Annotated in this window: 22 protein-coding genes and 1 tRNA gene; 8 read left to right on the forward strand and 15 right to left on the reverse strand. The window is 70.8% G+C overall.

The genetic code is table 11. The annotated features are described in order from the left end of the window. Positions 1 to 32: 32 nt before the first annotated feature. Both ACRY_RS15705 and ACRY_RS15710 read left to right on the forward strand, forming a co-directional pair. Entirely contained in the window at positions 33 to 1,049 is a 1,017-nt protein-coding gene (locus ACRY_RS15705; protein ID WP_007422390.1) for an amidohydrolase family protein, read from the forward strand. Beyond that, complete coding sequence (locus ACRY_RS15710; RefSeq protein ID WP_231295290.1) at positions 1,049 to 1,825, forward strand: metal-sulfur cluster assembly factor; 777 nt, start codon at positions 1,049 to 1,051, stop codon at positions 1,823 to 1,825. Before ACRY_RS15705 ends, ACRY_RS15710 begins: the two co-directional genes overlap by 1 nt. On the opposite strand, the gene ACRY_RS15715 is transcribed toward ACRY_RS15710, so the two are convergent. The 12 genes from ACRY_RS15715 to ACRY_RS15770 all read right to left on the reverse strand — a co-directional run bounded on the left by ACRY_RS15715 (position 1,807) and on the right by ACRY_RS15770 (position 18,034). Beyond that, a complete protein-coding gene (locus ACRY_RS15715; protein ID WP_012040203.1) occupies positions 1,807 to 2,745 on the reverse strand; it encodes a dimethyl sulfoxide reductase anchor subunit family protein in 939 nt (312 codons plus the stop codon). The two genes, ACRY_RS15710 and ACRY_RS15715, sit on opposite strands and share 19 nt — an antisense overlap. Next, entirely contained in the window at positions 2,742 to 3,485 is a 744-nt protein-coding gene (locus tag ACRY_RS15720) for a 4Fe-4S dicluster domain-containing protein (RefSeq protein WP_007423415.1), read from the reverse strand. Before ACRY_RS15720 ends, ACRY_RS15715 begins: the two co-directional genes overlap by 4 nt. Continuing rightward, on the reverse strand, positions 3,482 to 6,289 hold the full coding sequence (locus tag ACRY_RS15725) for a molybdopterin oxidoreductase family protein (RefSeq protein WP_012040204.1): 2,808 nt from the start codon (positions 6,287 to 6,289) through the stop codon (positions 3,482 to 3,484). Before ACRY_RS15725 ends, ACRY_RS15720 begins: the two co-directional genes overlap by 4 nt. A 75-nt stretch (positions 6,290 to 6,364) precedes the next feature. After that, a complete protein-coding gene (locus ACRY_RS15730; RefSeq protein ID WP_012040205.1) occupies positions 6,365 to 7,801 on the reverse strand; it encodes a pyridoxal phosphate-dependent decarboxylase family protein in 1,437 nt (478 codons plus the stop codon). Positions 7,802 to 7,899: 98 nt separating this feature from the next. Beyond that, on the reverse strand, positions 7,900 to 11,049 hold the full coding sequence (locus ACRY_RS15735; RefSeq protein ID WP_007422644.1) for an efflux RND transporter permease subunit: 3,150 nt from the start codon (positions 11,047 to 11,049) through the stop codon (positions 7,900 to 7,902). A 4-nt stretch (positions 11,050 to 11,053) separates the two neighbouring features. Further along, complete coding sequence (locus ACRY_RS15740) at positions 11,054 to 12,217, reverse strand: efflux RND transporter periplasmic adaptor subunit (RefSeq protein ID WP_012040206.1); 1,164 nt, start codon at positions 12,215 to 12,217, stop codon at positions 11,054 to 11,056. A 213-nt stretch (positions 12,218 to 12,430) separates the two neighbouring features. After that, positions 12,431 to 14,017 carry a phosphoglycerate dehydrogenase gene (gene serA / locus ACRY_RS15745; protein WP_012040207.1) on the reverse strand — a complete coding sequence of 529 codons (1,587 nt, stop codon included), beginning with the start codon at positions 14,015 to 14,017 and terminating at the stop codon, positions 12,431 to 12,433. Between the two features lie 3 nt (positions 14,018 to 14,020). After that, positions 14,021 to 15,211 (reverse strand): phosphoserine transaminase, encoded by a 1,191-nt coding sequence (locus ACRY_RS15750; protein ID WP_012040208.1) that lies wholly within the window; start codon positions 15,209 to 15,211, stop codon positions 14,021 to 14,023. Positions 15,212 to 15,315: 104 nt separating this feature from the next. Continuing rightward, positions 15,316 to 16,059, reverse strand: coding sequence for a TlyA family RNA methyltransferase (locus tag ACRY_RS15755; RefSeq protein ID WP_012040209.1), 744 nt, complete (start codon positions 16,057 to 16,059; stop codon positions 15,316 to 15,318). A gap of 7 nt (positions 16,060 to 16,066) precedes the next feature. Continuing rightward, a complete protein-coding gene (locus ACRY_RS15760) occupies positions 16,067 to 16,399 on the reverse strand; it encodes a helix-turn-helix domain-containing protein (RefSeq protein WP_012040210.1) in 333 nt (110 codons plus the stop codon). Positions 16,400 to 16,678: 279 nt separating this feature from the next. Further along, entirely contained in the window at positions 16,679 to 17,926 is a 1,248-nt protein-coding gene (locus ACRY_RS15765) for a transcription antitermination factor NusB (protein WP_012040211.1), read from the reverse strand. Positions 17,927 to 17,958: 32 nt separating this feature from the next. After that, positions 17,959 to 18,034 (reverse strand) — tRNA-Ala (locus ACRY_RS15770). Between the two features lie 117 nt (positions 18,035 to 18,151). Between ACRY_RS15770 and ACRY_RS15775 the strand changes: the two genes are divergently transcribed. Both ACRY_RS15775 and folD read left to right on the forward strand, forming a co-directional pair. Continuing rightward, on the forward strand, positions 18,152 to 18,457 hold the full coding sequence (locus ACRY_RS15775) for a YggT family protein (protein ID WP_007423795.1): 306 nt from the start codon (positions 18,152 to 18,154) through the stop codon (positions 18,455 to 18,457). Between the two features lie 8 nt (positions 18,458 to 18,465). Next, the gene (folD, locus tag ACRY_RS15780; protein ID WP_012040212.1) at positions 18,466 to 19,305 is read left to right on the forward strand and encodes a bifunctional methylenetetrahydrofolate dehydrogenase/methenyltetrahydrofolate cyclohydrolase FolD; all 840 of its coding nucleotides are present in this window, start codon (positions 18,466 to 18,468) and stop codon (positions 19,303 to 19,305) included. Positions 19,306 to 19,404: 99 nt separating this feature from the next. Here the strand turns inward: folD and ACRY_RS15785 are convergent, their stop codons facing one another. Further along, a complete protein-coding gene (locus tag ACRY_RS15785; RefSeq protein ID WP_155856389.1) occupies positions 19,405 to 20,712 on the reverse strand; it encodes a lytic transglycosylase domain-containing protein in 1,308 nt (435 codons plus the stop codon). Between the two features lie 239 nt (positions 20,713 to 20,951). On the opposite strand from ACRY_RS15785, the gene ACRY_RS15790 reads away from it, so the two are divergent. Together ACRY_RS15790 and ACRY_RS15795 are read left to right on the forward strand one after the other, a co-directional pair. Then, a complete protein-coding gene (locus ACRY_RS15790; protein WP_012040214.1) occupies positions 20,952 to 21,287 on the forward strand; it encodes a hypothetical protein in 336 nt (111 codons plus the stop codon). An 84-nt stretch (positions 21,288 to 21,371) separates the two neighbouring features. Then, positions 21,372 to 22,355: an aldo/keto reductase gene (locus tag ACRY_RS15795; RefSeq protein ID WP_012040215.1), complete on the forward strand. Its 984-nt coding sequence runs from the start codon at positions 21,372 to 21,374 to the stop codon at positions 22,353 to 22,355. Positions 22,356 to 22,424: 69 nt separating this feature from the next. Here ACRY_RS15795 and folE read toward each other — a convergent pair whose 3' ends face one another. Together folE and apaG are read right to left on the reverse strand one after the other, a co-directional pair. After that, positions 22,425 to 23,063 (reverse strand): GTP cyclohydrolase I FolE, encoded by a 639-nt coding sequence (folE, locus tag ACRY_RS15800; RefSeq protein ID WP_007423597.1) that lies wholly within the window; start codon positions 23,061 to 23,063, stop codon positions 22,425 to 22,427. A gap of 100 nt (positions 23,064 to 23,163) precedes the next feature. Next, positions 23,164 to 23,592 carry a Co2+/Mg2+ efflux protein ApaG gene (gene apaG / locus ACRY_RS15805; protein WP_007423598.1) on the reverse strand — a complete coding sequence of 143 codons (429 nt, stop codon included), beginning with the start codon at positions 23,590 to 23,592 and terminating at the stop codon, positions 23,164 to 23,166. A 130-nt stretch (positions 23,593 to 23,722) separates the two neighbouring features. Between apaG and ACRY_RS15810 the strand changes: the two genes are divergently transcribed. Then, on the forward strand, positions 23,723 to 25,396 hold the full coding sequence (locus tag ACRY_RS15810) for a tetratricopeptide repeat protein (RefSeq protein ID WP_012040217.1): 1,674 nt from the start codon (positions 23,723 to 23,725) through the stop codon (positions 25,394 to 25,396). A gap of 10 nt (positions 25,397 to 25,406) precedes the next feature. Next, the gene (locus ACRY_RS15815) at positions 25,407 to 26,285 is read left to right on the forward strand and encodes a 4-(cytidine 5'-diphospho)-2-C-methyl-D-erythritol kinase (protein WP_012040218.1); all 879 of its coding nucleotides are present in this window, start codon (positions 25,407 to 25,409) and stop codon (positions 26,283 to 26,285) included. The last annotated feature ends 54 nt before the right edge of the window (positions 26,286 to 26,339 follow it).

Here is a 26,339-nt window from a genome sequence, read left to right on the forward strand (position 1 = left end):
CACGTCAAATCCGAAGGAAGGAAACGGATCCAGTGTACACCACGAAAGACGGCGAAGAGATCTTCATCATCGACGGCCACGTCCATCTCTGGGATGCCAGCCCCGAGAACATCAGGAACATTCACGGCAAGCAATTCATCGACTGCTTTTATGGCTACCACGCCTCGCTCTCCCCGCCGGAGCAGCTCTGGACGCCGGAGAAATTCGCCAAATACGGCGCCGAGCAGATGGTGCAGGACCTGTTCATCGACGGGCCGGACGACATGGCGATCTTCCAGCCCACCTACCTCAAGGATTTCTACAAGACCGGCTTCAACACGCTCGAACAGAACGCGGCGCTGAAAACCCGCTACCCCGACCGCTTCATCCTCAACGGCGCCTTCGACCCGCGCGACGGCGAGGGCGGGCTCGAAGCCCTCGAAGCCATGGCCGAGATCCACAAGATCAAGGGGGTGAAGCTCTACACCGCCGAATGGAAGGGCGACAGCCGCGGCTACAAGCTCTCCGATCCCGCCGCCTACAAGTATCTCGAACGCTGCGAGAAGCTCGGGATCAAGAACATCCACGTCCACAAGGGCCCGACCATCATCCCGCTCGACCGCGACGCCTTCGACGTCGCCGACATCGACCATTGCGCCACCGACTTCCCCAACCTCAACTTCATCGTCGAGCATTGCGGCCTGCCGCGCCTCGACGATTTCTGCTGGATCGCGGTGCAGGAGAGCAACGTCTATGGCGGCCTCGCCGTGGTGCTGCCCTTCATCCACTCGCGCCCCGGCTATTTCGCCAAGGTGATGTCCGAACTGCTGTTCTGGCTCGGCGAGGACAAGATCCTCTTCGGCTCCGACTACGGGATCTGGACGCCGCGCTGGCTGGTCGAGCGCTTCATGAGCTTCGAGATCCCCGACGAGCTGGTGAAGGAGACCGGCAAGCAGCTCACGCTCGAGGGCAAGAAGAAGATCCTCGGCGAAAACGCCGCCCGGCTCTACGGGGTCGACATCGCCGCCCAGAAGGCCAAGCTCGGCCGGATGGCGCCGGTGGCCGCGTGATGTCCATGCTCAAGGCGCGCACCGACGAGGTGCGCGCCGCTCTCGATCAGGTGACCGATCCGGAACTTGACGAGAGCGTGGTCGAGCTCGGCTTCGTCACCGGCATCGACATCGCCGAGGACGGCGCCGTCAGCGTCGGCTTCCGCCTGCCCACCTACTGGTGCGCCGCCAATTTCTCCTACCTCATGGCCGCCGACATGCGCGATGCCGTCGCCGCCCTGCCCTGGGTCACGCGCGCCGATGTCCGGCTCGACGAGCACATGTTCATCGACGAGATCAACAACGGCGTCGCCGAGGGCAAGGATTTCGCCGATGCCTTCCCGCAGGAGGCGGGCGAGAACCTCGCCGGCATCCGCCGGCATTTCGGCCTGAAATCCTTCGAGCGCCGGCAGGAGGCGCTGCTCCGCCACCTGCTCGCCGCCGGCCACGATGCGCAAGCCTTCCTCGATCTCACGGTCGAGGGTCTCGAACGCCTGGCGCTGGACGGGGAGGGGCCTGCCCTGCGCGCCCGCTACCTCGCCCGCCGCCCGCTTGCCGGCGGCGAGGATCTCGCCTTCGTCACCAGCGCCGGCGAGCGGATCATGCATGAAACGCTGAGCGTCTATCTGCGCCACATCCGCCGCGTCGGGCTGAACGCCGAGTTCAACGGCGCGCTCTGCCGCGGCCTGCTTGCCGCCCGCTATGGCGAGGCGCCGTCAACCCTGCCGGAAGAGCCGGGCCTCGCCGACTTCATCCGCCAGGGCGTCGCCGGCAGCGATCAGACGGCGCGGCCGTAATAGATGGCCGAGACATGCGTGGCCTCGGCGAAGAACAGCCAGCGCTCGGCAAACAGGCCGATGCCGGCGAGCAGGGCGGCCAGCGGCGCCGCCACCGCCGGCATCGCGCCCGCCAGCGCGAGGGCGGCCAGCACCGCGGGTGCGGCGAAGGCGAGGACCAGCACGATCCGCCGCAGCCGTGCGGCGTGCCGCCGGGCGATCTGGTAGCCCATCTCCCGCAGCACGTAGTTCTCGGTGAAATGCGGCCGGTCGAGGGCGCGCACCGTGCCGAGTTCGGCGAGCCCGGTCGCCGAGGCGAGCGTCGCGAGCGGCCCCTGCGCGTCGATGAAGCGCCAGTAGGCCGCCTTCGCCACGCCCGCGCCGATCGCGAACACCACCGCCAGCGCCGCGGCGGCCGTAGCCGTCCCGGTCCACACCCCGAGCAGGGCCGCCAGCAGCAGCGCGCCGGAGAACGCGGCGAACAGCAGGTAGAGCGGTGCGGTGAAGCGGTTGTGCCACTGGCGGATCGGCTTCAGGCAGGCATAGATCATCGCGGTGCAGAACACCGTCCCCAGCGCCATCGCCGCCGCCACCAGCCCGAGGGCGATCGTCAGCGGCGCGGCCGCGCCCAGCGCCGCCCATGACGCCGCGAAGCCCAGCGCCGGCGCGTTGGTCGCCACCGCCGCCACCCCCTCGCGCGACAGCCAGGACGACCGCCACTGGCTGAACGCCCGCCAGGCGCGTTCCTTCCGCCCGAGATGCAGCGTCGAGGCGACCAGCCCCGCGCCGGCGAAGCCGAGCGCGATCACCACCGCCACCGGCCCGAACCACGGGCTCTCCGGCAGCGCCCCGGCGGCGCAGAAAATCCCGAGCCAGGCCAGCAGCCCGTAGCCGAAGCCGGTGAGGGTGGTCAGCAGCAGGACCGAACTTGCCGGGGTCATCGCGAAAGCACCTTGTCCACGAGGGCGAGCAGCGCGCCGCCCAGCCCGCCCGGCGCCGATGCCGGCATCTCCACCGGCCGCGTCTCGATGCGCGTCTGCCGCGGCGGCAGATACTTGTTGGTCGGCCGGTAGCCCAGCTCCGCCATCAGGTCGACGCCGCCGCGCTCCGCCACCAGTTTCGACACCCGGCTCCCGGGATCGGCGAGATCGCCGAAATGCCGCGCCCGCGACGGGCAGGTCGCCACACAGGCCGGCTCGCGCTCCGCCTCGGGCAGCGACTCGTTATAGATCCGGTCGATGCAGAGCGTGCATTTCTTCATCACCCCGTCATGCTCGTCGAATTCCCGCGCGCCATAGGGGCAGGCCCAGGAACACAGCTTGCAGCCGATGCAGATATCCGTGTTCACCAGCACGATCCCGTCCTCGGCCCGCTTGTACGAGGCGCCGGTCGGGCAGACGGTGACGCAGAGCGGATTTTCGCAATGCAGGCACGAGCGCGGGAAATTCACCGTCTTGCCGCACCCGCCGCTGCCCTTCGCCTCGTAGGAATGGATTCGGTTGAACCACACCCCGTCCGGGTCCGCGCCATGCGGATCGTAATCCGGCAGCGGCGCGTGGTGCCCCTCGGTGTTCCATTCCTTGCAGTTCACCGCGCAGGCGTGGCAGCCGACACAGGTGTCGAGATCGATCACGAGGCCGAGCCGCCTGGCGCCCGGCTGACTCTGCGGCAGCGATGTCATCGCGCGGCTCCCTTCGTCGTCAACGCCACCGGCGCCATCCGCGGCTGGGTTTCCGCGATCGTCTCCGGCTCGCATTTCTCAAGCCTCACGGTAAGGTCGAACCACGCCGCCTGCCCGGTCACCGGGTCGGAATTCGACAGCCGCGCCCCGTCATCCCCCGCCGGCAGATATTCCGAGATCACGTGGTTGAGCAGGAAGCCGCGCACCGCCTCCGGCGCGTCCTGCGCCAGCGCCACCGCCCCGCTCCGCCGGCCGATCGCGTTCCACGTCCACACCGTGTGCGGGTTCACCCCGTCCATGATGCGGATCTGGCATTTCAGCCGCCCGGTGCGCGAAACCACCTCGACCCAATCGTCATCCTCCAGCCCCTGTGCGGCGGCGAGGTCGCGATGCACGTAGAGCCGGTTTTCCGAATGGATCTGCCGCAGCCACGCATTGTGCGATCCCCACGAATGATACATCGACATCGGCCGCTGCGTGATCGCGTGGATCGGAAACTGTTTCATATCCGTCATGGTCTGCTCGATCGGTTCGTACCAGATCGGCAGCGGGTCCATGAACCGGGCGATGCGCGCGCGCAGCCGCTCCGGCGGCTGCACCGCCCCGTGCCCCTCGGCGGCGAGGCGGAATTTCTGCAAATGCTCGCTGTAGAGATTGAGAACGATCTGGCTGTCGTCGTCGATCAGCCCCATGTCCTTGGCACCCGTCAGATAGGCCCGGTTCGCGTGCTTGTAGTAAAGCTGCTCCAGCGGCAGGTCGTACCGCGCGAACCCCTTGTTGGCGATGTAGCGTGAAATCTGCTCGGGGTTCGGCTCGCCCCGGCCGAAGGCGTTGCCGTCCGCCCCGCGGAATCCGGCCAGCGGCCCCACGCCCGGCTTGCGCTGGTGGCGCACCATGTAATCGGCATAGGAGCTGTAGAGCGGCTTGCCCGGCGCCTCGGCGAAATCCGGCAGGCCGAGCCGTCCGGCAAGGTCGATCAGCACGTCCTGGAACGGCCGCACGTCGCGGTCCGGCTTCAGCACCGGCACGCGGATCGCATCCGCCGGCCCGTGCGCCGAGCCGATCGGCCGGTCGAGCAGCGAAATGCAGTCATAGCGTTCCAGATAGGTCGTGTCCGGCAGCACCAGGTCGGCATAGGCGACCGTTTCGGATTCGAACGCATCCGCGACGATCACGAACGGAATCCGATACTCGCCGTCCTCGTCGCGGTCGGTCAGCATCCGCGTCGTCTCGCCGGGATTCATCGCCGAGTTCCACGCCATGTTCGCCATGTAGAGGAACAGCGTGTCCACCCGCGCCCGCCCGGCCGCATGCGCCTCGGCGATCGCCATGTGCATCATGCCGTGAATGCCGAGCGGCGCCTCCCACGAGAACGCCCGGTCGAGCCGCAGCGGCTCGCCCGCGTCATCCACCAGCAGGTCGTCCGGCGAGGTCGGAAAGCCGAGCACGTTGCCGGTCAGCGCGCCGCGCCCGTCATGCGCCCGTCCCGCCGGGCCCGGTCCGGGCGGAATCGGCTTCGGGTGCGGCGACTTGTAGCGCCACGACCCCGGCGTATCGACGGCGCCGATCAGCATCTGCAGCACATGCAGCGCCCGGCAGGTGTGAAACCCGTTGGAATGCGCCGAAATCCCGCGCATCGCGTGCATCGCCACCGGCCGCCCGGTCATCGTCTCGTGCCGCCGCCCGTCGGTGTCGGTCCAGGCCTGCTCGATGACGACCGGCTGGCGGAAGGCGATCTCGGCGATCTCGGCGGCCAGCCGGCGGATCGTCGCCGCGGCGATGCCGCAGCGCGCTTCCACCGCCTCCGGCGCGTACTCCGCCGCCGAATAACGCTCCGCCAGAATCGCAAACGACGGCCGCGCCCGCCGCCCGTCGGGCAGCGTGAACGTCCCGAGCAGCGCGGGGTCGGTGCCGGTCGCATCCGCCCGCGCCAGCGCGCCCGCCTTGCGGTCGAAGGCCAGCGCCGCGCCATCCGCGCCGCGCGCGAACAGCCCGTGATCGGCCGCGCCCGGCGCGTCGATCACCAGGTGATGCGCGTTGGTGTAGCGGACCAGGAATTCGGTATCGACCGCCCCCTCCGCCAGCAGGCAGTGGATCAGCGCCATGATGAACAGCCCGTCGGTCCCCGGCGTGATGCCGACGAACTCGTCGGCGATCGCCGAATACCCGGTCCGCACCGGGTTGATCGAAACGATCTTCGCCCCCCGCTCCTTCAGCTTGGCGAGGCCGAGCTTGATCGGGTTGGAATCGTGGTCCTCCGCCACGCCGAACAGCAGGAACAGCTTCGCATGGTTCCAGTCCGGCTCGCCGAATTCCCAGAACGCGCCGCCCACCGAATAGAGTCCGGCGGCCGCCATGTTGACCGAGCAGAACCCGCCATGGGCGGCGAAATTCATCGTGCCGAACATCCGCGCGAAATGCCCGGTCAGCGATTGCGACTGGTCGCGCCCGGTGAAGAAGGCGAGGCGGTGCGGATCGCTGGCGCGGATGCCCGCGAGCCGCGCCGTCACGATCGCCATCGCCTCGTCCCAGCCGATGGCCTCGAATTCGCCCGCCCCGCGCGGGCCGACCCGCTTCAGCGGCGAGCGCAGCCGCGCCGGCGAGGTGACCGACATGATCCCCGCCGATCCCTTCGCGCACAGCACGCCGCGATTGATCGGATGGTCGCGGTTGCCCTCGATGTAGCGCAGCTTCCCGTCCCTGAGATGCACCTTGATGCCGCAGCGGCAGGCGCACATGTAACAGGTGGTGTGGGCGACCTCGTCGCCGACCGGCGCGTGATAGGCAATCCTGTCTTCGGGCATGGCAGTTCTCCGCCCGGATTTATGACGCCCCGCACCGCTTCAGGCCATCGTCCCTGACCGATCCGTTTGATCGGTTCAACCGATCGGTTCGCGCCTGCGGGCGTCCCCCGCGGCACTCACCGCCGCCGCCAGCCCGTCGATATCCGCCGCCCTCGTCCGGTGATTGACGATCGCCGCCCGCAGCGCCCGCACCCCGTCGATCGTCGTGGTCGAGATCACGTAGCGCCCGCTCTCCTGGATGTCGGCGGCGATCGCGGCGTTCAGCGCGTCCAGCTCCGCGCCACCGTCATCGTAGCGGAAACACACGATGTTGAGCGGCACCGGCGCGAGGCGCGCAAGCCGCGGCGCCGCATCCACCGAGGCCGCGAGCCGCGCCGCCAGCGCGCAGCAATCATCGACGATGCCGCCCAGCGCCGCGGTGCCATAGGCCTCGATCGTCATCCACACCTTCAGCGCCCGGAACCCGCGCGAGAGATCCGGCCCCATGTCGCACGGCCAGGGCGCGCCGCCCGAAAGCCCCCGCGCCGTCGTCGTCAGATACGAGGCATCCTGCGCGAAGGCATCCAGCATCAGCTGCCGGTCGCGCACCAGGATGCAACCGGAATCGTATTGCACCTGCGCCCATTTGTGGAAGTCGAACGCCACCGAATCCGCCTCGCCGATCCCCGCGACCAGCTCCCGCCTCGCCGGCGAGGCCGCCGCCAGCGCCCCGAACGCGGCGTCGACGTGAAACCACATCCCCTCCCGCCGGGCGATCGCGGCGAGGGCGGCCAGATCGTCGATCGCCCCCACATCGACCGATCCCGCGGTGCCGACGATCATGAACGGCTCCGCCCCCGCCGCCCGGTCGGCGGCGATCGCCGCCTCCAGCGCCGCGAGGTCGATCCGCCGGTCGGCGCCGAGCGCCACCCGCCGCAGCGCCGCGCCGCCGAGCCCGGCCATGTCGAACGCGCCCGGCACGCACCGATGCACCCCCGCCTGCGCGTAGCCGGTAAGGCGCCGCCCGCCGAGCCCGTCCTGCCGCACCGCCGCGCCGCAATGCGCCCGCCGCGCGCAGAGCAGGGCGATGAAATTCGCGATCGACGATCCGGTCACCATCAGCCCGCCGGTCGCCGCCGGCAGGCCGAGCAGCTCCGCCGCCCACGCCACCACCTGCCGTTCGACTTCGAGCCCGACATGGTCCCGCCCGCCGCAATTCTCGTTGAGCCCGCCGGCCAGCAGTTCCGCCAGCATCCCCACCGCGTTGCCGCCGCCCTGCACCCAGCCCATGAAGCGCGGGCTCGTATTGCCCGAGGCATAGGGCGCGATCCGCGCCGCGAACGCGTCATAGGCGCGGGCGGCGCCGCTCCCCTCGCGCGGCACCGGGGCGCGGAACCCCGCGCGCACCGCGTCCGGCATCGGTTGCCAGACCGGCGCCGCGCCGAGCCCTTCCAGCCGGTCGAACATGTCGTCGATCATCCGGTGCCCCAGCGCGCGGAGCTCGGACCAGTCCTCGGGATCAAGCGTTGCCATGAACGCTGCTTATGCGCGCCGGCGCGGGCGGTAAAGCCCGCCAAACATAACCCGGTAAAGCCCGCCAGATGTGACCCGGCAAAGCCCGCCCGCGCCGCCTAGTCGTCCCCGGTGACGGCGATTTCCTTCTGCCGCTCGCGCGCCCGGCGCGAGACGCGCATCCGCAGCGTCTCGAACGTCACGTACAGCAGCGGGATCACGAAGATGCCGATGCCGCTGGCGAAGATCATCCCGGCGAAGACCGGCGTGCCCAGCGACCGCCTGGTGATCTGCGCCGCCCCGGTCGCCACCACCAGCGGCAGCAGCCCGAAGATGAAGGCGATCGAGGTCATCATCACCGCGCGGAACCGCATCCGCGCACCCAGCACCGCCGCCTCGCGGATGCCCATGCCCTCCTCGCGCCGCTCCTTGGCGAACTCGACGATGAGGATGCCGTTCTTCGCCGCCAGCGCGATCAGCACGACGAGCCCGATCTCGGCATAGAGGTCGATCGTCAGCCCGCCGAGCACGATGCCGAGCATCGCCCCGAACACGCCGACCACGACCGAGAGCAGCACCGGCACCGGAATGATCCAGCTCTCGTACAGCGCCACCAGGAACAGGTAGGCGAAGATCAGCGACAGGATGAACACATAGGCCGCCTGGCCCTTGGCCTGCTGCTGCAGATAGGCGGTGCTGGTCCAGTCATACGAGAAGCCGGCCGGCAGCACGCGGGCGGAAATCCGGTCCATCGCCGCCAGCGCCGCCCCGGACGACACCCCCGGCGCCGGCGAGCCGAACACCGGTGCGGCCAGCGAGTCGTTGTAGCGGCTGACGATCTGCGGGCCGAGCCGCGTATGCGCCGTCGCCAGCGAGCGCAGCGAGACCATCTTGCCCGAATCGCTGCGCACATAGATCCGCCAGATCGCGGCACGCGTGTCGCGGTCGGCCGAGGCGGCCTGGATGTTCACCTGCCAGACCTGGCCGAACATGTTGAACTGGTTGACGTAGAACCCGCCGAGCGAGGCCTGCAGCGCCTGGAAGATCGAGGAGATCGGCACGCCGAGCGCCTGCGCCTTGGCGCGGTCGATATCGAGATAGACCGAGGGGTTGTTCGCCGCGTAGGTGCTGAACACATGCGCGAGCTTCGGGTCCGAATTCGCCGCGACGATCAGCCCCTTGAGCACCGAATTGAATTTCTGCTGGCTCGCGCCGGCGACGTTCTCAAGCTCGTAGGTGAAGCCGCCATTGGTCGACAGCCCGATGATCGGCGGCAGGTTGAAGGCGACGATGTTCGCCCCCTGCACCTGCGAGCCCATCGCGAAGATCTTGCGGATCACCGCCTGCACCGAATTCTTCGGCCCCGGCCGCTGCGCGAACGGCTTCAGGTGCGCCACCATGAACAGCGCGTTCGGCTCGGTCGCCGAGTCGAGGATCGAGTAGCCGTTGATGGCGATCACGTCCTGCACCTGCGGCAGGGTGTGGATCATCTTCGCCAGCTTCTGCCCCATCGCGTCGGTCCGCTGCAGCGAGGCGCCGGGCGGCAGCGTCGCCTGGATGAACAGCGCGCCCTGGTCCTCGTCCGGCAGGAACCCGCCCGGCGTGATCCGCGCGAGCAGGAACGCCGCCACCCCGAAGGCCACGATCACCATCAGCCCCAGCACCGAGCGCGCGACCAGCCGGCCGATCAGCCGGCTGTAGCCCGCCCGCGTCCGTTCGATGAAATCGAGGACGCGCGCCATGATGCCGTGCCCGTGCTCGCCCCGGCGCAGCAGGATGGCGCAGAGTGCCGGCGACAGTGTGAGCGCGTTCAGCGCCGAGATCAGCATCGCCGTGCTGATCGCCACCGCGAACTGGGTGAACAGCAGGCCCGACAGGCCGGGGATGAACGCCGTCGGCACGAACACCGAGAGCAGCACCAGCATGATCGCGATGATCGGCGCCTGGATCTGCGCCATCGCCACCTTCGCCGCCTCGCGCGGCGACAGCTCCGGCCGCTCCGCCATCACCCGCTCGATATTCTCGACGACGACGATGGCGTCATCCACCACGAGTCCGGTCGCCACCACCAGCGCCAGCAGCGTCACCGTGTTCGCCGAATAGCCGAGGGCGAGCATGCATGCGAAGCTGCCGAGCAGCGCGATCGGCACGACGATCGTCGGCACCAGCGCCGCCCGCCACGAGCCGAGGAAGAAGAACACCACGAGCACGACCAGCGCGAACGCCTCGGCCAGCGTCTTGATCACCTCGCTGATCGTGTCCGAGACGAAGCTGCTGGAATTGTAGACCGTCTTGCTCGCGAGGCTCGCCGGAAACCGCTTCGAGAGCCGGGCGATCTCCGCCGACACCCGCCCCGAGGTCGCCACCGCGTTCGCCCCCGGCGAGAGGAACACGCCGATGGCGACACCGGGATGCCCGTTGATCCGGTCGACCTGGTTCTCGCTCTGCGGCCCGAGGCGGATCTTCGCCACGTCCTTCAGCCGCAGCAGCGAGCCGTCCCTGTTGCCGCGGATGACGATGTTACCGAACTGCCGGGCCGATGTCAGCCGCCCCTCGGTCTGCACCGAGAGCTGGTATTGCTGCTTGCCGGCGATCGGCATCAGCCCGATCGTGCCGACCGGCGCCTGGGTGTTCTGATCCTGGATCGCGCTGATCAGGTCCGCCGGCGTCAGCCCGAGCTGGGCGAGGCGGGCGGTGCTGAAGATCACCCGCATCGAATAGTCCTGCTCGCCGAACATGAACGCCTGGCCCACCCCCGGCACGCGGCCGAGCGGGTTGAGCACGTTGATCTTCACGTAGTTCGAGATCTGCAGCGGCGTGAGCTTGTTGTCCGGGCTGTAGAAGAACATGAACTCCAGCACCGAGGCGGAGCGCTTGCGCACCGTCAGCCCTTCCTTCTGCACCTCGGCCGGCAGCTGGGTCAGCGCCTGCTGCACCGCGTTGGTGACATTGACGGTGTCGATGTCCGGGTTGCTGCCGAGCTTGAAGGTGACGGTCAGGTTGTAGGAGCCGTCATTCGCCGTGGTCGAGGAGTAATAGATCTCGTCGCTCAGCCCGTTGATCTGCTGCTCGATCGGCTCGGCCACGGTGTCGTTCACCACCTGCGCCGAGGCGCCCGGATAGGTCGCGGTCACCTGCACCGCCGGCGGCACGATCGAGGGGAACTGCGCCACCGGAATCCGCGTCATCGCGATGATGCCGGCGATGGTGATCACGATCGCGATCACCATCGCGAAGCGCGGCCGGTCGATGAAGAAGGAGGGGATCACGGCCTCAGCCCTGTGCGACCGGCGAGGCAATCACCTTCGCGTTCGCCTTCACCCCGGGATGCACCTTCTCCACGCCATCGACGATCACCTTCGTCCCGATGGCCAGCCCGCTCGCGATCGTCGCGGTCGCCGGCGTGGTCGAGGCGAGCTTGACGTCGGCGCGCGCCACCTTGCCGTCCTTGCCGACGGTCAGCACATAGTCGCCCACCTGGTCGGCCAGCACCGCGTCGCGCGGCAGCACGATCTTGTCCTCCGGCGTGCGGCTGCGCACGATCACGGTGACGAACTCGCCGCTGGTCAGCTCGCGGTCGCTGGTGCGCGCATTGCCGAGCCCCTTGATCACCGGGTTCGGAATCGTCCCCTGCATCGCGAGGCTGTCGGTCGACTGGCTGATCTGGTTGCTGGTGAAGTCCAGCGTGCCCTCCTGCCGGTCCATCCGCCCGTCCGGCAGCTTCACCCGCAGCACCACGCCGGCGAGCCCGCCCTGCGTCACCAGCCGCTGGCGCAGCCGGATCGCATCGCGCGTCGGCATCGAGAAGACGATGTTCATCGGGTTCTGGCTCACCACGGTGGCGAGCGTTCCCGTATTCGGCCCGACGACATTGCCGATATTCACCGTGCTCGCGCCGATCCGCCCGTCGAGCGGCGCGCGGATCTGGGTATAGGCGAGGTTGATCGCCGCGGTCTCGCGCGCCGCCTCGGCGGCCTGCAGCTTCGCCGCGGCACTTTCCGCCGCCGCCTTGTCGTCGTCGTAGGTCGATTGCTGTCCGGCCGGCGTGTGCAGCAGCCGCGCCGCGCGCTCCAGCGTCAGCTCCGCGTTGTCGAGCGTCGCCTGCGCGTCGGCGACATTCGCCTTCGCCTGGTCGAACGCCGCCTGGTACGGCCCCGGCTCGATCACGTAGAGCAGCTGCCCCTTCTTCACCTCCGCCCCCTGGCGGAACAGGCGCTTCTCCAGATACCCGGTCACCCGCGGCACGAGATTGACGATATGCGCCGCCTGGATCCGCCCGATGAAGCTGTCCTGCTGGTAGACCTTCTGCGGCTTCACGACGACGACGCTGACCACCGGCGGCGGCGGCGCAGCGGCCCGCGCCCCGGCGATGCCGAGGGCAAGGACGGTCACGAAGCCGGCGGCGCGGCAGGCCGTGGCATGAAGCGATCGGCGCATGCGGTTCCTCTTTGTGTGGCGCGGATGGATTCGGGCGCGGACGACAGGAGAGAGATCGGCGCGGACGCCGCCGCCGCAACCCCGCTTCGCGCAGGAACGGCAAGACTCCTGTCCTGCCTCTCAATAATGGAGACGGGGCCGCGCCGTCAATTGCGCGACCCCGTTCCGCCAGCCGGTTTTGCGGGAGCCTCCGGCGTTGTTAATATATCGGTATCAGAACGAAATCTGCGTCGCCTGCATCACCTGCGGCAGCGCGCGGATCGCGGCGAGCGCGTCGTCCGGCAGGGTCTCGTCGATCGAGATCAGGCACACCGCATCGCCGCCCTTCTCGGTCCGGCCGAGATGGAAGGTGGCGATGTTGATGCCCTTCTCGGCGAGAATGGCGCTGCACTGGGCGATGAATCCCGGCTTGTCGCGGTTGGTCACATAGAGCATGTGCCGGCCGAAATCCGCCTCGACCTTGATGCCCTTCACCTCGACCAGCCGCGGCTTCGCCCCGCCGAACAGCGTGCCCGACACGGTGCGCGTCTGCTCGTCCGTCGTCACCGAAACGCGGATCAGCGTCTGGTATTCGCAGTCGCGGTCGAACACCGTCTCCGCCAGCTCGATCCCGTGGTCCCGCGCGAAGACCGGCGCGTTGACCATGTTGACACCTTCCATCATCGGCGCGAGCAGCCCGGCGAACAGCGCCGCCGAGAGCGGGCGCTGGTTCACATGCGCGGCCGCGCCCTCGTATTCGATGCCGACCTTGCGGATCACGCCCTGCCGCGCCTCGGTCAGCTGCCCCGCGAAACTGCCGAGCAGCTGGCAAAGCTCCATGTAGGGCTTGAGCCTCGGCGCGTCCTCGGCCGAGACCGAGGCCATGTTGATCGCGTTCGTCACCGCCCCGGTCAGCAGGAAATCGCTGATCTGCTCGGCCACCTGCAACGCCACGTTCTCCTGCGCCTCGGTCGTCGCCGCCCCCAGATGCGGGGTGCAGACCACGTTCGGCAGCGCGAAGAGCGGGCTTTCCTTCGCCGGCTCGACCTCGAACACGTCGAGTGCGGCGCCCGCCACATGGCCCGATTTCAGCGCGTCGTACAGCGCCGCCTCGTCCACCAGCCCGCCGCGCGCGCAGTTGATGATGCGCACACCCGGCTTGGTCCTGGCGATGCTTTCGCGCGAGAGGATGTTGCGCGTCTGCTCGGTCAGCGGCGTGTGCAGGGTGATGAAATCCGCCCGCGCCAGCACCGTGTCCAGATCCGCCTTCTCGACGCCGAGCGTCGTCGCCCGCGCCTCGGTCAGGTAGGGGTCATAGGCCAGCACGCGCATCTTCAGCCCGAGCGCGCGGTCGGCGACGATCGAGCCGATATTCCCCGCCCCGATCAGGCCGAGCGTCTTGCCGGTCAGCTCGACGCCCATGAACCGGTTCTTCTCCCACTTCCCCGCCTTGGTCGAGGCCGAGGCCTCCGGCAGTTCCCGCGCCAGCGCGAACATCAGGCCGATCGCGTGCTCGGCGGTGGTGATGGCGTTGCCATAGGGCGTGTTCATCACCACCACGCCGCGCGCGGTGGCCGATTTCACGTCCACGTTGTCGACGCCGATGCCCGCGCGGCCGATCACCTTCAGGTTGGTCGCCGCGTCCAGCAGCTCGCGCGTCACCTTGGTCGCCGAGCGGATGGCGAGCCCGTCGAATTCGCCGATGATCTCGCGCAGTTCCGCCGGGGCGAGCCCGGTCTTCACCGTCACGTCGATGCCGCGCCGCTTGAAGATGTCGATGGCGGCGGGAGAGAGCTTGTCGCTGATCAGAACCTTGGGCATGTCTCAGGCCTTCGCGGAAATGTCGGAATGAACGGCGTCGATCGCCCAGTCGATCCAGGGCAGCAGCGCCTCGATGTCGGCGGTCTCGACGGTCGCACCGCCCCAGATCCGCAGCCCCGGCGGCGCGTCGCGATAGGCGCCGATGTCATGGGCGACACCTTCGGCCTCCAGCAGCGCGGCGACCCGCTTCGCCGCCTTCGCCTGCGCCTCGGCATCGAGGGCGGCGAACCACGGCGCGGCGATGACGAGGCAGATCGACGTGCAGGAGCGGATCGCCGGATCGGCGGCGAGGAACTCCACCCGCGCATTGCCCTCGGCCCAGCGCGCGATCGCCGCGAGATTCCGTTCCGAACGCGCAATCATGGCCTTGAGCCCGCCGATGCCCTCGGCCCAGCGCAGCCCGTCCAGCGCGTCCTCCACCGCCAGCATCGACGGGGTGTTGATCGTCTCGCCGGCGAAAATCCCCTCGATCAGCTTGCCGCCCGAGGTCAGGCGGAAAATCTTCGGCAGCGGCCGCTCCGGTTTGTAGGTCAGCAGCCGCTCCACCGCGCGCGGCGAAAGCGCCAGCATCCCGTGCGCCGCCTCGCCGCCCAGCGCCTTCTGCCAGGACCAGGTCACCACATCGAGTTTTTCAAAGGGCAGGTCCATCGCGAACGCGGCCGAGGTCGCGTCCGCGATCACCAGCCCTTCACGATCCGCCGGAATCCAGTCGCCGTTCGGCATCCGCGCGCCCGAGGTCGTGCCGTTCCAGGCCAGCACCACGTCATGGCTGAAATCGACGGCGGCAAGATCGGGAATCTGTCCATAGGGCGCGCTCAGCACCCGCGCGTCGGCGAGCTTGAGCTGCTTGAGCACATCGGTCGCCCAGGCCTCGGAGAAACTCTCGAACGCCAGCACGTCGACCGGCCGGGCGCCGAGCATCGACCACAGCGCCATCTCGACGGCGCCGGTGTCCGAGGCGGGAACGATGCCGAGCCGCCAGTCGGACGGCAGGCCGAGAATGTCGCGCGAGCGGGCGATCACCTCGGCGAGCTTCGCCTTCGGCTCCTTGGCGCGGTGGCTGCGGCCGAGCATCGCGCCGGAAAGCGCTTCGAGCGTGAAGCCGGGCCGCTTGGCGCAGGGGCCGGAGGAAAAATTCGGATTGTGGGGGCGGTGTTGCGGCTTCGCGTGCGCGGCCGCGGCGGCGTCTGCCATCGATGGTCTCCCTTGCAGAAGATAAGCGCCCCGGTGGGGGGGCGTGACCCGAGGCGGCATGTATCCGGCTTTTCGCGCCGCCGCAAGCAAAACCGTGCGCCGCTTCAGCGCGCGTCCTTCATGGCTGCAATCAGGAATTCACGGTTGCCATCCCCGCCCTCGATCGGGCTGGGGATGATGCCGAGCCCCCGCCAGCCGGGAATCTGCGCGAACCAGTCGCCGATCTCGCCGCACACCCGTTCATGCACGGCAGGGTCGCGCACGATCCCGCCCTTGCCGACCGCCTCCGGCCCCGCCTCGAATTGCGGCTTGATCAGCGCCACCGCGAAGGCGTCCTTCCCGCACAGCGCGAGGCCCGCCGGCAGCACCTTGCGCAGCCCGATGAAGCTCACGTCGCACACAACCGCACCGAGTCCGCCCGGTATCCCCGCGGCCGACAGGTCGCGCGCGTTCACCCCCTCATGCAGACGCACCCGCGCATCGTCGCGCAGGGCAGGGGCCATCTGCCCGTGGCCCACATCCACCGCGTGCACCAGCGCCGCGCCGCGCGCGAGCAGCACCTCGGTGAACCCGCCGGTCGAGGCGCCGATATCGAGGCAGGTCCGGTTTTCCGGTGACAATCCGAAATGATCGAGGGCGGCGATCAGCTTCAGCGCCCCGCGCGAGACCCAGGCGGCGCCGGCATCGGCCACGCTCAGCGCCTCGTCGTCGCCCACCAGTTCGCCCGGCTTGCCGATCGTCCGTCCGCCCGCGCTCACCAGGCCGCGCCGGATCGCCTCCTGCGCCCGCGCCCGGCTCGCGAAATGCCCGCGCGCGACGAGGGCGAGATCGGCCCGGCCGCGCGCCACGCCGGTCTCAGCCGCGGGCGAGCCGCTTCGCGGTGCGCAGCAGGATCTGCCGGTCCTCCGCAGCACAGGCGCGGTAAAGCCGCATCAGCGCCAGCTCGTCGCCCTGCAGCGACCCGGTCTCCCCCGAGACCAGATAGGCGATCGAGGTGCCGAGCACCTTCGAAATCCGTTCGAGATTTTCCCGGACCTGCCCGGCCCGGTCGGTTTCCCACTGCGCGATCGCCGAGCGCGACACGCCGAGCTGCGCGGCAAACTCGTCCTGGGTGAGATTGTTCGCAAGGCGCAAGGCGCGGATTCGTTGCCCGACCGATTCCGGGGGCGTCTGTTTCTTCGGTGCCATGGTGTCAACATAAAGACGTGCCGGGAGTCGCGCCAGCCGCCGTTAAGGGATTTGACAAAAAAAACGTGACGAATAATAACTTTTTTTGTCAGGCCTCCTGATGGGTCCGTTATCATGTCTCATCTGTCTCAAAAATCAAAAATTGAGATTTTCCGAGGCAACGACATGTTGCTCCGCAACACATGCCGGATCATGACGCGCGTCTGGCCGCCGCGTTAACAAATGAAGAAACTTCGCCGGGCGAAAAAGCAACCTGCGCTGGTAGTCAGGCTGACAGACTCAGCCTTGCAACCTTGCCGCGAAAAACCCGTCCATGCCGCCGCGCTCCGCCCACATTCCGGGATGGGTGGCAAGGTCGCCCGCCGGCGTCACCGCCTCGGCCAGCCCCGGCAATTCCGCCGCGCCGAGCGGCGCGCGCCGCAGCCCGAGCCGCCCGCACGCCGCCTCGATGCGCCGGGCGCCTTCCTCCGGTTGCAGCGAGCAGACGGCGTAGACCAGCGTCCCGCCCGGCGCGAGCATCGCCGCCGCGGCGTCGAGCAGCCGGTCCTGCAATGCGGCGCAGGTCTCGATGTCGCGCGGCCGCCGCAGATGCAGGATCTCCGGGTGCCGGCGGATCGTCCCGGTCGCCGAGCACGGCGCATCCAGCAGGATCGCGTCGAAGCGTTGCGCCGGCCGCCAGTCCAGCGCGTCCGCCGCCACCGTCTCCGCCGCGAGGCCGAGCCGGTCGAGATTCTCCCGCAGCCGCGCCAGCCGGCGCGCGTCGCGGTCGAGCGCGGTCACCGCCGCGCCGGCGGCGGCGAGCTGCGCGGTCTTGCCGCCCGGCGCCGCGCAGAGATCGAGCACCCGCCGCCCGGCCACGTCGCCGAGCAGCCGGGCGGGCAGGGCGGCCGCCGCGTCCTGCACCCAGAGCGTGCCGGCGGCATAGCCGTAAAGCTGGGTCACGTCGGTGCCCGCCGGCAGCCGCACCGATCCGGTCGGCAGCCGCTCGCCGCCCTCCGGCACCGCCGCCCCGTCCTTCAGCGTGAGATCGAGCGGCGCCTCGCCCTGGTGCGTGGTGGCGATCGCCCGCGCCGCCGCCCCCCACGAGGCCCAGAGCCAGGCCGGCGTGTCCAGCCGCGGCGAATCGAGCGCCTCCAGCGCCGCCGCCCCGTCGGCGCTCACCTTGCGCAGCACCGCGTTCACCAGCCCCGCGAACTTGCCGAGCCCGCGCGCATGCGCGAGCCCCACCGCCGTGCTCACCGCCGCGTGCGCCGGCGCGCCGAGCAGCGCGAGCTGTGCCGCGCCGATCCGCAGGATATGCCGCACCGGCGCCGGCGGCGCGCGCCGCAGATGGGGTTCGAGAATGGCGTCGAGGCTGCCGAGCCGCCGCAGCACCGCGGCCGCGATCCGGTGCGCCGCCGCCCGGTCGCGCGGTGCGATGTCCGCGAGCCCGGCCAGCGCCGCGTCCAGCGGCGCGCGCCGGTCCAGCACGGCGGACAGCAGCGCGAACGCCGCATCGCGGGTCGGATCGCCCCCTGTCTTCGTCATGCGCACCAATCAACCTGGGGAAAGAAACGGGATGGTGGAGCTGAGGGGAATCGAACCCCTGACCTCCTCATTGCGAACGAGGCGCTCTCCCAACTGAGCTACAGCCCCATCCCTGCGCGGCCAATCGCGCACCCTGAGCCGGAAGTCAAGCCACCTCGTCCGCCTTGTCACGTTGCGCGAAACGCCGTGCTTCGCTAACCCGGGCACCAGCCAAGGAGGGTTACGATGCTCGGAGCGGTTTTCTGGTTCCTCGACGAGGCCATCCAGATCTACATCTACATCATGATCGCGGCGGCGATCTTCAGCTGGCTCATGGCGTTCGGCGTGCTCGACACCCGCAACCACATCGTCTACCGGATCGAGGATTTCCTCTTCCGCGCCACCGAGCCCTTCCTCGCGCCGTTCCGTCGCTTCATCCCCGCGATCGGCGGCATCGACATTTCCTTCATCGTCGGCTTCCTGCTGCTGCGCGCGCTGCAGATCTTCCTCGGCGGGCTCTACGGCCACCTCGCCGCGATGGGCTACCAGTGAGCGCCCCGATGGCGGCCCGCGTCATCGACGGCAAGGCGGTCGCCGCCGCCCTGCGCGCCGAGGTGGCCGCCCGCGCCGCCACCTTGCCCTACGCGCCCGGCCTCGCCGTCGTCCTCGTCGGCGAGGACCCGGCGAGCCAGGTCTATGTCCGCAACAAGGAGCGCGCCGCGAAGGCGGCCGGCTTCGCCAGCGAGACCATCCGCCTGCCCGCGAGCGCGAGCCAGGCCGAGCTGCTCGCCCTGATCGCCCGCCTCAACCATGATCCCGCGGTCGACGGCATCCTCGTCCAGCTGCCCCTGCCGGCCGGCATCGACCCGCAGGCGGTGATCCGCGCGATCGACCCGGCCAAGGATGTCGACGGCTTCCACCCCGACAACGTCGCCGCCCTCGCGCTCGGCACGCCCTTCCTCGTGCCCTGCACCCCGCGCGGCGTGATGAAGCTGCTCGCCGCCGCCGGCATCGCCCCGCGCGGCGCCCGCGCCCTCGTGCTCGGCCGCTCCAACATCGTCGGCCGCCCGATGGCCGCCCTGCTGCTCGCCGCCGACGCCACCGTCACCATCGCCCATTCCCGCACGCGCGACCTCGCCGCCGAATGCCGCCGCGCCGAAATCCTGATCGCCGCGGTCGGCCGCGCCGAAATGGTGAGGGGCGACTGGGTCTCCCCCGGCGCCACGGTCATCGATGTCGGCATCAACCGCACGGCGGCGGGCGGGCTGGTCGGCGACGTCGCCTACGCGGAGGCCGCCGCCGTCGCCGGCGCGATCACCCCGGTCCCCGGCGGCGTCGGGCCGATGACCATCGCCTGCCTGCTCGAAAACACCCTGATCGCCGCCGCCGCCCGCCGCTGAGTTTTTGCTCCGGCGCCGGCGCGGCCACCCGCGAACGGGTGAGGGCGCCTCACCCCGCGTCGTGCCGGACGCGGTTATCCCTCGATCTGTCGGACGCGGTTAACCCGCGTCGGGCGACAGCACCGCGCAGCCGGTCGGCCCGCCCTGCAACTGCCGGCAGGCGCTCACCGCGGCGCTGTGCGGCAGGTTGACGAACCGCGCCCGGTAGAACCGGCCCCGCGCGGTCGAGATCGGCTCGACCACCGGCTGCCCCTTCATCAGCATGGCCACCGCGCTCAGCTCGGCGATGCCGAGCGCCGCCTTGGCGTGCGCCGGGGTGTCGTAGGCGCCGACCTGGATGCTCCAGCGCCCGCCGCCGAGCTGCCGCGTCGGCTGCGGTGCTGCGGCAACCGGCGCCCGCGCCGCCGCGAGGCGCATCGTCGCCGGGCGCGGCGCCGCCACCGCGCGCGGCGCCAGCGCGCTCGCGGTGCGGATGGAAGGCGTCGCCTGCCGGGTCACCGGCGGCCCGTCCATCACCGGCGTCGCCGCCTCGGCCGAGGGAATCAGCGAGAACCCGCCGAACCCGTGCGGCCGGCGCACCGGCGGCATGGACCGCGTGGCCACCGCCACCGGCACGGCCTGCGGCTCCACCGCGGCGGGCGGCGCGAGCGCGGCCACGCGCACCGGCGCCGGCGAGGGCGATGGCGCGGGCAGCGTCGGCGCCGTCTGCCGCATCGCGATCTGCGCCTGGTTCAGCCGCGAGGTCTCGCCGCCATCGTCCGCCGGGCGGATGCCCGCCGGAATCCGCGTCGGCAGCTGGTTCATCGCCACCGCCTCCGCCTCGGACGGCCCGGCCGGATACACGCCGGCGATCTGCGGCGCGATCATCGCCACATAGTGCCGCGTCTGCGCCGGCAGCGGCTGGCGGTAGTCGAGATAGTCGTCGAGCCGCCCCGGCCCCGCGTTATACGCGGCGAGGAAGCCCGGCGAGCCGTAGATCTCGTACATCTGGTGGATATACGCCGTCCCCGCCATGATGTTGTCGAGCGGGTTGAACGGGTCCGGCCCCAGCCCGTAGCGCGCCGCCATCTCCTGGTAGGTCTCGGGCTCCAGCTGCATCAGCCCCATCGCCCCGGCGCTGGAGACGGTGAGATGCCCGTTCATGTATTCGTGCCCGCCCGACTCGACATGCATCACCGCGCGGATCCATTTCGCCGGCACGTCGAACCGCGCCGAGGCCTGCTCGATATACGGCCCCCACGGGTCGCCGGGCGGTCCCGGCGGGCGGTAATCGGCCGGCGCGTTGGCGGCGTAGCGCGCCGCGAGCTGGCTAGGGCTCAGATTGGCCTGCCGGGTCGAACAGGCGGCCAGCAGGGCGAGGGCGGAGAGTCCGGCGAATCGCCAGGCGTGTCGCAGCTTCGCGGTCATCGCGGACGGCTCGCGCGGAGCGGGGCGGGGTGGAACGCAGCGTTCAACACGTGTCTCCCATCGCAGTTCGGCGCGGCGCGTGGCATCCGCCCGGGGGGGTTGGGGCGGCCAGCCGCTCCGTTGCGCCGGCAGCCTCGCCCGGCACATGAAATTCGTCTCATAACCGCTTAACTTATCGGCGATTTCAAGGCAACATGATTCTGCAAATCACCGCGCATCCGCGCATCGGAGATCCCGCGATGACCCGTCTCCCGCCACCCGCCCGTGCGATCGGCCTTTTTCTCCTGCTCGCCGGCTGCGCCGCGCCGCCGCCGCCCGCGCCGCCGCCGCGCGCCGCCGGCCTCGCCGGCACGGTGGTCGCGGTCCGCCCGGTCGCGCCCGGCGCCCGCCGCATCGTGCTCGGCGCGCTGGGCGTCGATACCGCCCCCTCCGCCGCGCCGGCCGCCGAATACATCGTCCGCCTCGCCGATGGCAGCGTGGTCTCGGTGGTCGAGCCGGGTCCGCCCACCCTGCGGCGCGGCGCCCGCGTGCGCGTCCTCCGCCATCCGGCGCGCCTGGTGCCCGCCTCGCGCTGAGCGCGTTTCCGCTTGCCAAGCCGGTCCGCTCTCCCCACACTCTCACCGGAGCGCCGCGGCGGCCGCAACCCTCGGGGACAGGCGATGAACGAACGCAGGCTGGGCAGATCGCTGGTGGTCTCGGCCATGGGCTTCGGCTGCATGGGGCTGACCGAGTCCGCCGCGGCACCCGATTCCGCCGCCGCCGAGGCGCTGCTCCGCCACGCGGTCGATCGCGGCGTCACCTTCTTCGACACCGCCGATGTCTATGGCCTCGGCGCCAACGAGCGCCTGGTCGGCCGCGCCCTCGCCCCGGTGCGCGACCGTGTCGTCCTCGCCACCAAGTCCGGTATCCGCCGCGGCGCCGACGGCGCCTTTCTCGGCATCGACGGCTCGCCCGCCCATCTGCGCGCCGGCGTCGAGGCCAGCCTCCGCCGCCTCGCCACCCCGGTGATCGACCTGCTGATCCTCCACCGCGTCGATCCCGCCATCCCGGTCGAGGATTCGGTGGGCGAGATGTCCCGCCTCGTCGCCGAGGGCAAGGTGCGCTTCCTCGGCCTGTCCGAGGCGTCGCCCGACTCGATCCGCCGCGCCCACGCCACCCACCGGCTCGCCGCGGTCGAGAGCGAATACTCGCTCCTCACCCGCGACCCCGAGGCCGGCACGCTGGCCTGCCTGCGCGAGCTCAACATCGGCTTCATCGCCGCCTCGCCGCTCGCCCGCGGCCTGCTCACCGGCACCCTGCACGAGCCGGACGACCTGCCCGAAGGCGACGTCCGGCGCAACCAGCCGCGCTTCTTCGCCGGGAATTTCGACCGCAACGTCGCCCTCGTCCGCATCGTCGAGGACATGGCGCACCGCCTGCGCTGCACCCCGGCCCAGCTCGCGCTCGCCTTCCTGCTCGCCCAGGGCAGCGACGTGGTGCCGATTCCCGGCCCGACCGGCCTCGCCGAGTTCGACGAGAACATCCGCGCGCTCGACGTGCCGCTCTCCGCCGAGGATCTCGGCCGGCTCGCCCGCGCGGTCCCGCCCGGCGCCGCCGCCGGCGCCCGCCACGTCCCCGAGCAGATGGCAACCCTCGGCCACTGAGCGCGCGCCGCCCGGCGGCGCCGCGACAGGATCAGATTAGCGCGCCGCCCCTGCGGCGGCGCGACGGGGTCAGGTCTCGAAGCCGGTGCAGCGCCGTCCCTGGATCATCGCGAGGAACTCCCGCCGCGTCGAGGGGTCGTCGCGGAACGCGCCGAGCATCCGGCTCGTCACCATCGACACGCCGGGCTTGTGCACCCCGCGGGTCGACATGCATTCGTGCCCCGCCTCGATCACCACGGCGACGCCGCGCGGCTGCAGCACCTCGTTGATCGTGTTGGCGATCTGCGCCGTCAGCTTCTCCTGGATCTGCAGCCGCCGCGCATAGGCGTCCACCACGCGGGCGAGCTTGCTGATCCCCACCACCCGCCGGTTCGGCAGGTAGGCGACATGGGCGACCCCGATGATCGGCACCATGTGGTGCTCGCAATGCGATTCCACGCGGATGTCGCGCAGCAGCACCATCTCGTCATAGCCCTCGGTTTCCTCGAAGGTGCGGGAGAGAATGGCCTCCGGGTCCTCGCCATAGCCGCGGAAGAAATCCTCGTAGGCGCGGGCGACGCGGGCCGGCGTGTCCCGCACCCCCTCGCGGTCGGCGTCGTCCCCGGCCCAGCGGATCAGCGTGCGGATCGCCGCCTCCGCGTCCTCGCGGCTGGGGCGGCCGTCCTCCAGGGTGGTGTCGAGCTGGTCCGGCGGCGTGCGAATGTCCACGTGCGTGTCTCCATGTCCTGCGCGGATCCGGCCGTCGCCCGGCCACCCGCCTCGACGCTGATATGGTCGGGGGTGCGAAACTGGCAACCCGCCGGCGGGCTCAGTGCCGCCGCTGGTCCGCGTGCGGGCTGTCGAGGCTGAAGCCCGGCGTCGGCACGTCGAATTCCTCGCCGCTGTCCACCGCCACCATGTGGAAGATCCCGGTCATGAAGCCCGAGGGCGTCTCCAGCGGCGTGCCGGAGGTGTATTCGAAGGCGTCGCCAGGGTCGAGCACCGGCTGCTCGCCGACCACGCCGGGGCCGTGAACGTGCTGGACATGGCCGTTGCCGTCGGTGATCGTCCAGGTCCGCATCATGAGCTGCGCCGTCACCTGGCCGACATTCTCGATCCGCACCTGATACGCCCAGACGAAATGCCGCTCCTCCGGACGGGACTGGTCCTCGAGGAAGATCGCCCGGATGCTCACCCTGATGCGGGCATCCTCGTTGACGAACAGGGCGCCGGTCGGGTCGGGGCGGTGGCTGGTCATGCGTGGACGTCTCGTCGTTGCGGGCCGGTTCCGGCCCCTCTTCACGTTTTTGTAGTCCCCGCCATCCCCGACGACAAGCCGGCCGCCCGGCGGGCGTGACCGCGCGCCGGATCGGGAGTAGGAAGGCCGCATGAGAAGGCTTCCCATCGCGGCCCTCCGCCGCGCGCCGCGCCGCGCCCTCGGCGCGCTCGCCCTGTGCCTCGCCGCCGCCGCGCCGGCCGCCGCCGCGCTGCCGCCGGTCTCCGCGCCCTATGGCGCCGCCATGGCCGGCGCCTATGCCGCCCAGACCGGCGACAACGCGGCCGCCGCGCATTACTTCGCCGCCGCCCTCGCCGCCGACCCGGACAATGCCCGCCTCGCCGGCCAGAGCTTCCTCAGCGCCCTGCTCGCCGGCAAGGCCGACGCCGCGCGCCTCGCCGCCCGCCTGCCCGGCGATCCGCTCGCGGTCATGACGCTGGGCGACGCCGCGGCGAAGGCGGGGGACTGGAAGCAGGCCGCCACCCGTTTCGCCGCGCTGCCGGCCGAGGGGCTCACCGGCCTGATCCGCCCGGTCCTGCTCGCCTGGTGCGAGGCCGGCGACGCCGAATACGGCGCGGCGATCGGCCGGCTCGACCGCGCCGCCGCGCACCCCGGCCCCTTCGCGCCGATCTACCGGCTCAACGCCGCGCTGATCGCCGACATGGCCGGGCGCGAGGCCCAGGCCGCCCGCTTCTACGCCCTCGCCACGCTCGGCATCGGCCAGCCCAACCTGCGTCTCGCCCTCGCCCTGGCCAGCTTCGCCGACCGCGCCGGCCATCCCGGCCACGCCCGCGCCCTGTTGCTGCAACTGGTCGCCTCCCATCCCGAGCTGCGCATCGCCCTGCCGGCGCTCGAACGCGCCGCCCGCCGCCCGGTCGTCGACACCCCCCGCCAGGGCATCGCCGAGGCCTATCTCACCCTCGCCGGCACCGTCGGCGGCCGGCAGGACCCGCTGCTGCGCCGCATCCTGCTCCGCTTCGCGCTCGATCTGCGGCCCGACCTCACCGCCGCCCGCATGCTCGCCGCGACCGATGCGATGCAGGACAAGCGCCCCGAGGCCGCCGCCGCCCTGCTCGCCGGCATCGCGCCGGACGATCCGCTCTACGCCCCCGCCCTGCTGCAACGCACCGGCATCCTGATCGGCCTCGGCAAGGGCAAGTCGCTGCTGCCCGCGCTCGCCGCCCTGGCGAAGGCGCATCCGCGCGCCACCGAGCCGCTCGCCCTCGCCGCCGACATCGAGCGCGCCGCCGGCGACAATGCCGCCGCCATCCGCCTCTCCACCGCGGCGATCGGCCGCGCCGGCATGCCGCTGCCCGCCTCGGCCTGGGCGCTGTTCTACGCCCGCGCCATCGCCGAGGACCACGCGAAGCAGTGGAAGGCCGCCCAGTCCGACCTGCGCGAGGCGCTCGCCCTCGCACCCGGCCAGCCCTACGTGCTCATCTACCTCGCCTATTCCTGGGCGCTGCGCGGCGAGCACCTCGCCGAGGCCGAGCGGATGCTCCGCCAGGCCCTCACCGTCGATCCCAACGAGGGCGCCATCGTCGACAGTCTCGGCTACGTCCTCCTGCGCGAGGGCAAGATCGCCGAGGCGATGAAGACGCAGATCCACGCCGTCCATCTCGCCCCGGACGATGCCGAGGTGAACGCCCACCTCGCCGACATCTTCGCCGCCGCCGGCCACCGCCTCGCCGCCGAGCACCAGTGGGAGCGCGCGCTCTCCCTGCACCCCGACGCGAAGCAGCGCGCGCGGATCGAGGCACGGCTGAAGGCCGCCGCCGCCCGCTGAGAGACCGGACATGACCGACGCTTCCCCCGGCTTCGCCTGCGCGCCCGGCTTCGCCTGCGCGAAGGTGAACCTCCATCTGCACGTCACCGGCCGCCGCGCCGATGGCTACCACCTGCTCGACAGCCTGGTGGTCTTCCCGCCCGTGGGCGACACGCTGTCGCTCGCCCCCGCCGCCGGCCTGTCCCTCGCCGTCGACGGCCCTTTTGCGCCGGCGCTGTCGGGCGAGGGGGACAATCTCGTCCTCCGCGCCGCCGCCCGCTTCGCCGCCCATGCCGGCCGCGCGCCGGAGGCCGCCTTCCGCCTCGTCAAGACCCTGCCCGTCGCCTCCGGCATCGGCGGCGGCTCGGCGGATGCCGCGGCGGCGCTGCGCCTGCTCGCGGCGCGCTGGAACCTTCCCATCCCGCCCGATCTCGCCCTCGCCCTCGGCGCCGACGTCCCGGTCTGCCTCGCCCGCCGCCCGGCGCGGATGTCCGGCATCGGCGAAATCCTCGCCCCCGCGCCCGCCCTGCCGCAATTCGGCCTCGTGCTGGTCAATCCCGGCGTCGCGGTCTCCACCCCGGCGATCTTCCGCGCCCGCGCCGGCGAATTTTCCCCGCAAGCCGACCTGCCCTCGGCCTGGCCGACCGCCGGGCGCATGGCCGCCGACCTCGCCCGCCTCGGCAACGACCTGCAAGCCCCCGCCATCGCCCTCGCCCCCGTCATCGCCGATGTCCTCGCCGCGATCGCGGCCGCCGAGTCCTGCCTGCTGGCGCGGATGAGCGGCTCGGGGGCCACCTGTTTCGGCCTGTTCCCCGATGCCGCCGCCGCCCGCCGCGCCGCCGCCGGCCTCGCCCGCGACGGCTGGTGGTGCTGGGGCGGGGCCGGGCAGATGGCGCCGGCGCAGGGCTGAACCCGCGCCGCCCCGGTTGCATCCCCCGGCGGGGACGGGCAAGACGCGGCAAGA

It is taken from the genome of Acidiphilium cryptum JF-5 (genome assembly GCF_000016725.1).
Taxonomy (GTDB): domain Bacteria; phylum Pseudomonadota; class Alphaproteobacteria; order Acetobacterales; family Acetobacteraceae; genus Acidiphilium; species Acidiphilium multivorum.

Coding starts and splice junctions, on each gene's coding strand:
- ACRY_RS15710 (WP_231295290.1), top strand. CDS start 1,049: ATGTCCATGCTCAAGGCGCGCACCGACGAGGTGCGCGCCGCTCTCGAT.
- ACRY_RS15715 (WP_012040203.1), bottom strand. CDS start 2,745: ATGACCCCGGCAAGTTCGGTCCTGCTGCTGACCACCCTCACCGGCTTC.
- ACRY_RS15720 (WP_007423415.1), bottom strand. CDS start 3,485: ATGACATCGCTGCCGCAGAGTCAGCCGGGCGCCAGGCGGCTCGGCCTC.
- ACRY_RS15725 (WP_012040204.1), bottom strand. CDS start 6,289: ATGCCCGAAGACAGGATTGCCTATCACGCGCCGGTCGGCGACGAGGTC.
- ACRY_RS15730 (WP_012040205.1), bottom strand. CDS start 7,801: ATGGCAACGCTTGATCCCGAGGACTGGTCCGAGCTCCGCGCGCTGGGG.
- ACRY_RS15740 (WP_012040206.1), bottom strand. CDS start 12,217: ATGCGCCGATCGCTTCATGCCACGGCCTGCCGCGCCGCCGGCTTCGTG.
- serA (WP_012040207.1), bottom strand. CDS start 14,017: ATGCCCAAGGTTCTGATCAGCGACAAGCTCTCTCCCGCCGCCATCGAC.
- ACRY_RS15750 (WP_012040208.1), bottom strand. CDS start 15,211: ATGGCAGACGCCGCCGCGGCCGCGCACGCGAAGCCGCAACACCGCCCC.
- ACRY_RS15760 (WP_012040210.1), bottom strand. CDS start 16,399: ATGGCACCGAAGAAACAGACGCCCCCGGAATCGGTCGGGCAACGAATC.
- ACRY_RS15765 (WP_012040211.1), bottom strand. CDS start 17,926: ATGACGAAGACAGGGGGCGATCCGACCCGCGATGCGGCGTTCGCGCTG.
- ACRY_RS15775 (WP_007423795.1), top strand. CDS start 18,152: ATGCTCGGAGCGGTTTTCTGGTTCCTCGACGAGGCCATCCAGATCTAC.
- folD (WP_012040212.1), top strand. CDS start 18,466: ATGGCGGCCCGCGTCATCGACGGCAAGGCGGTCGCCGCCGCCCTGCGC.
- ACRY_RS15785 (WP_155856389.1), bottom strand. CDS start 20,712: ATGACCGCGAAGCTGCGACACGCCTGGCGATTCGCCGGACTCTCCGCC.
- ACRY_RS15790 (WP_012040214.1), top strand. CDS start 20,952: ATGACCCGTCTCCCGCCACCCGCCCGTGCGATCGGCCTTTTTCTCCTG.
- ACRY_RS15795 (WP_012040215.1), top strand. CDS start 21,372: ATGAACGAACGCAGGCTGGGCAGATCGCTGGTGGTCTCGGCCATGGGC.
- apaG (WP_007423598.1), bottom strand. CDS start 23,592: ATGACCAGCCACCGCCCCGACCCGACCGGCGCCCTGTTCGTCAACGAG.
- ACRY_RS15810 (WP_012040217.1), top strand. CDS start 23,723: ATGAGAAGGCTTCCCATCGCGGCCCTCCGCCGCGCGCCGCGCCGCGCC.
- ACRY_RS15815 (WP_012040218.1), top strand. CDS start 25,407: ATGACCGACGCTTCCCCCGGCTTCGCCTGCGCGCCCGGCTTCGCCTGC.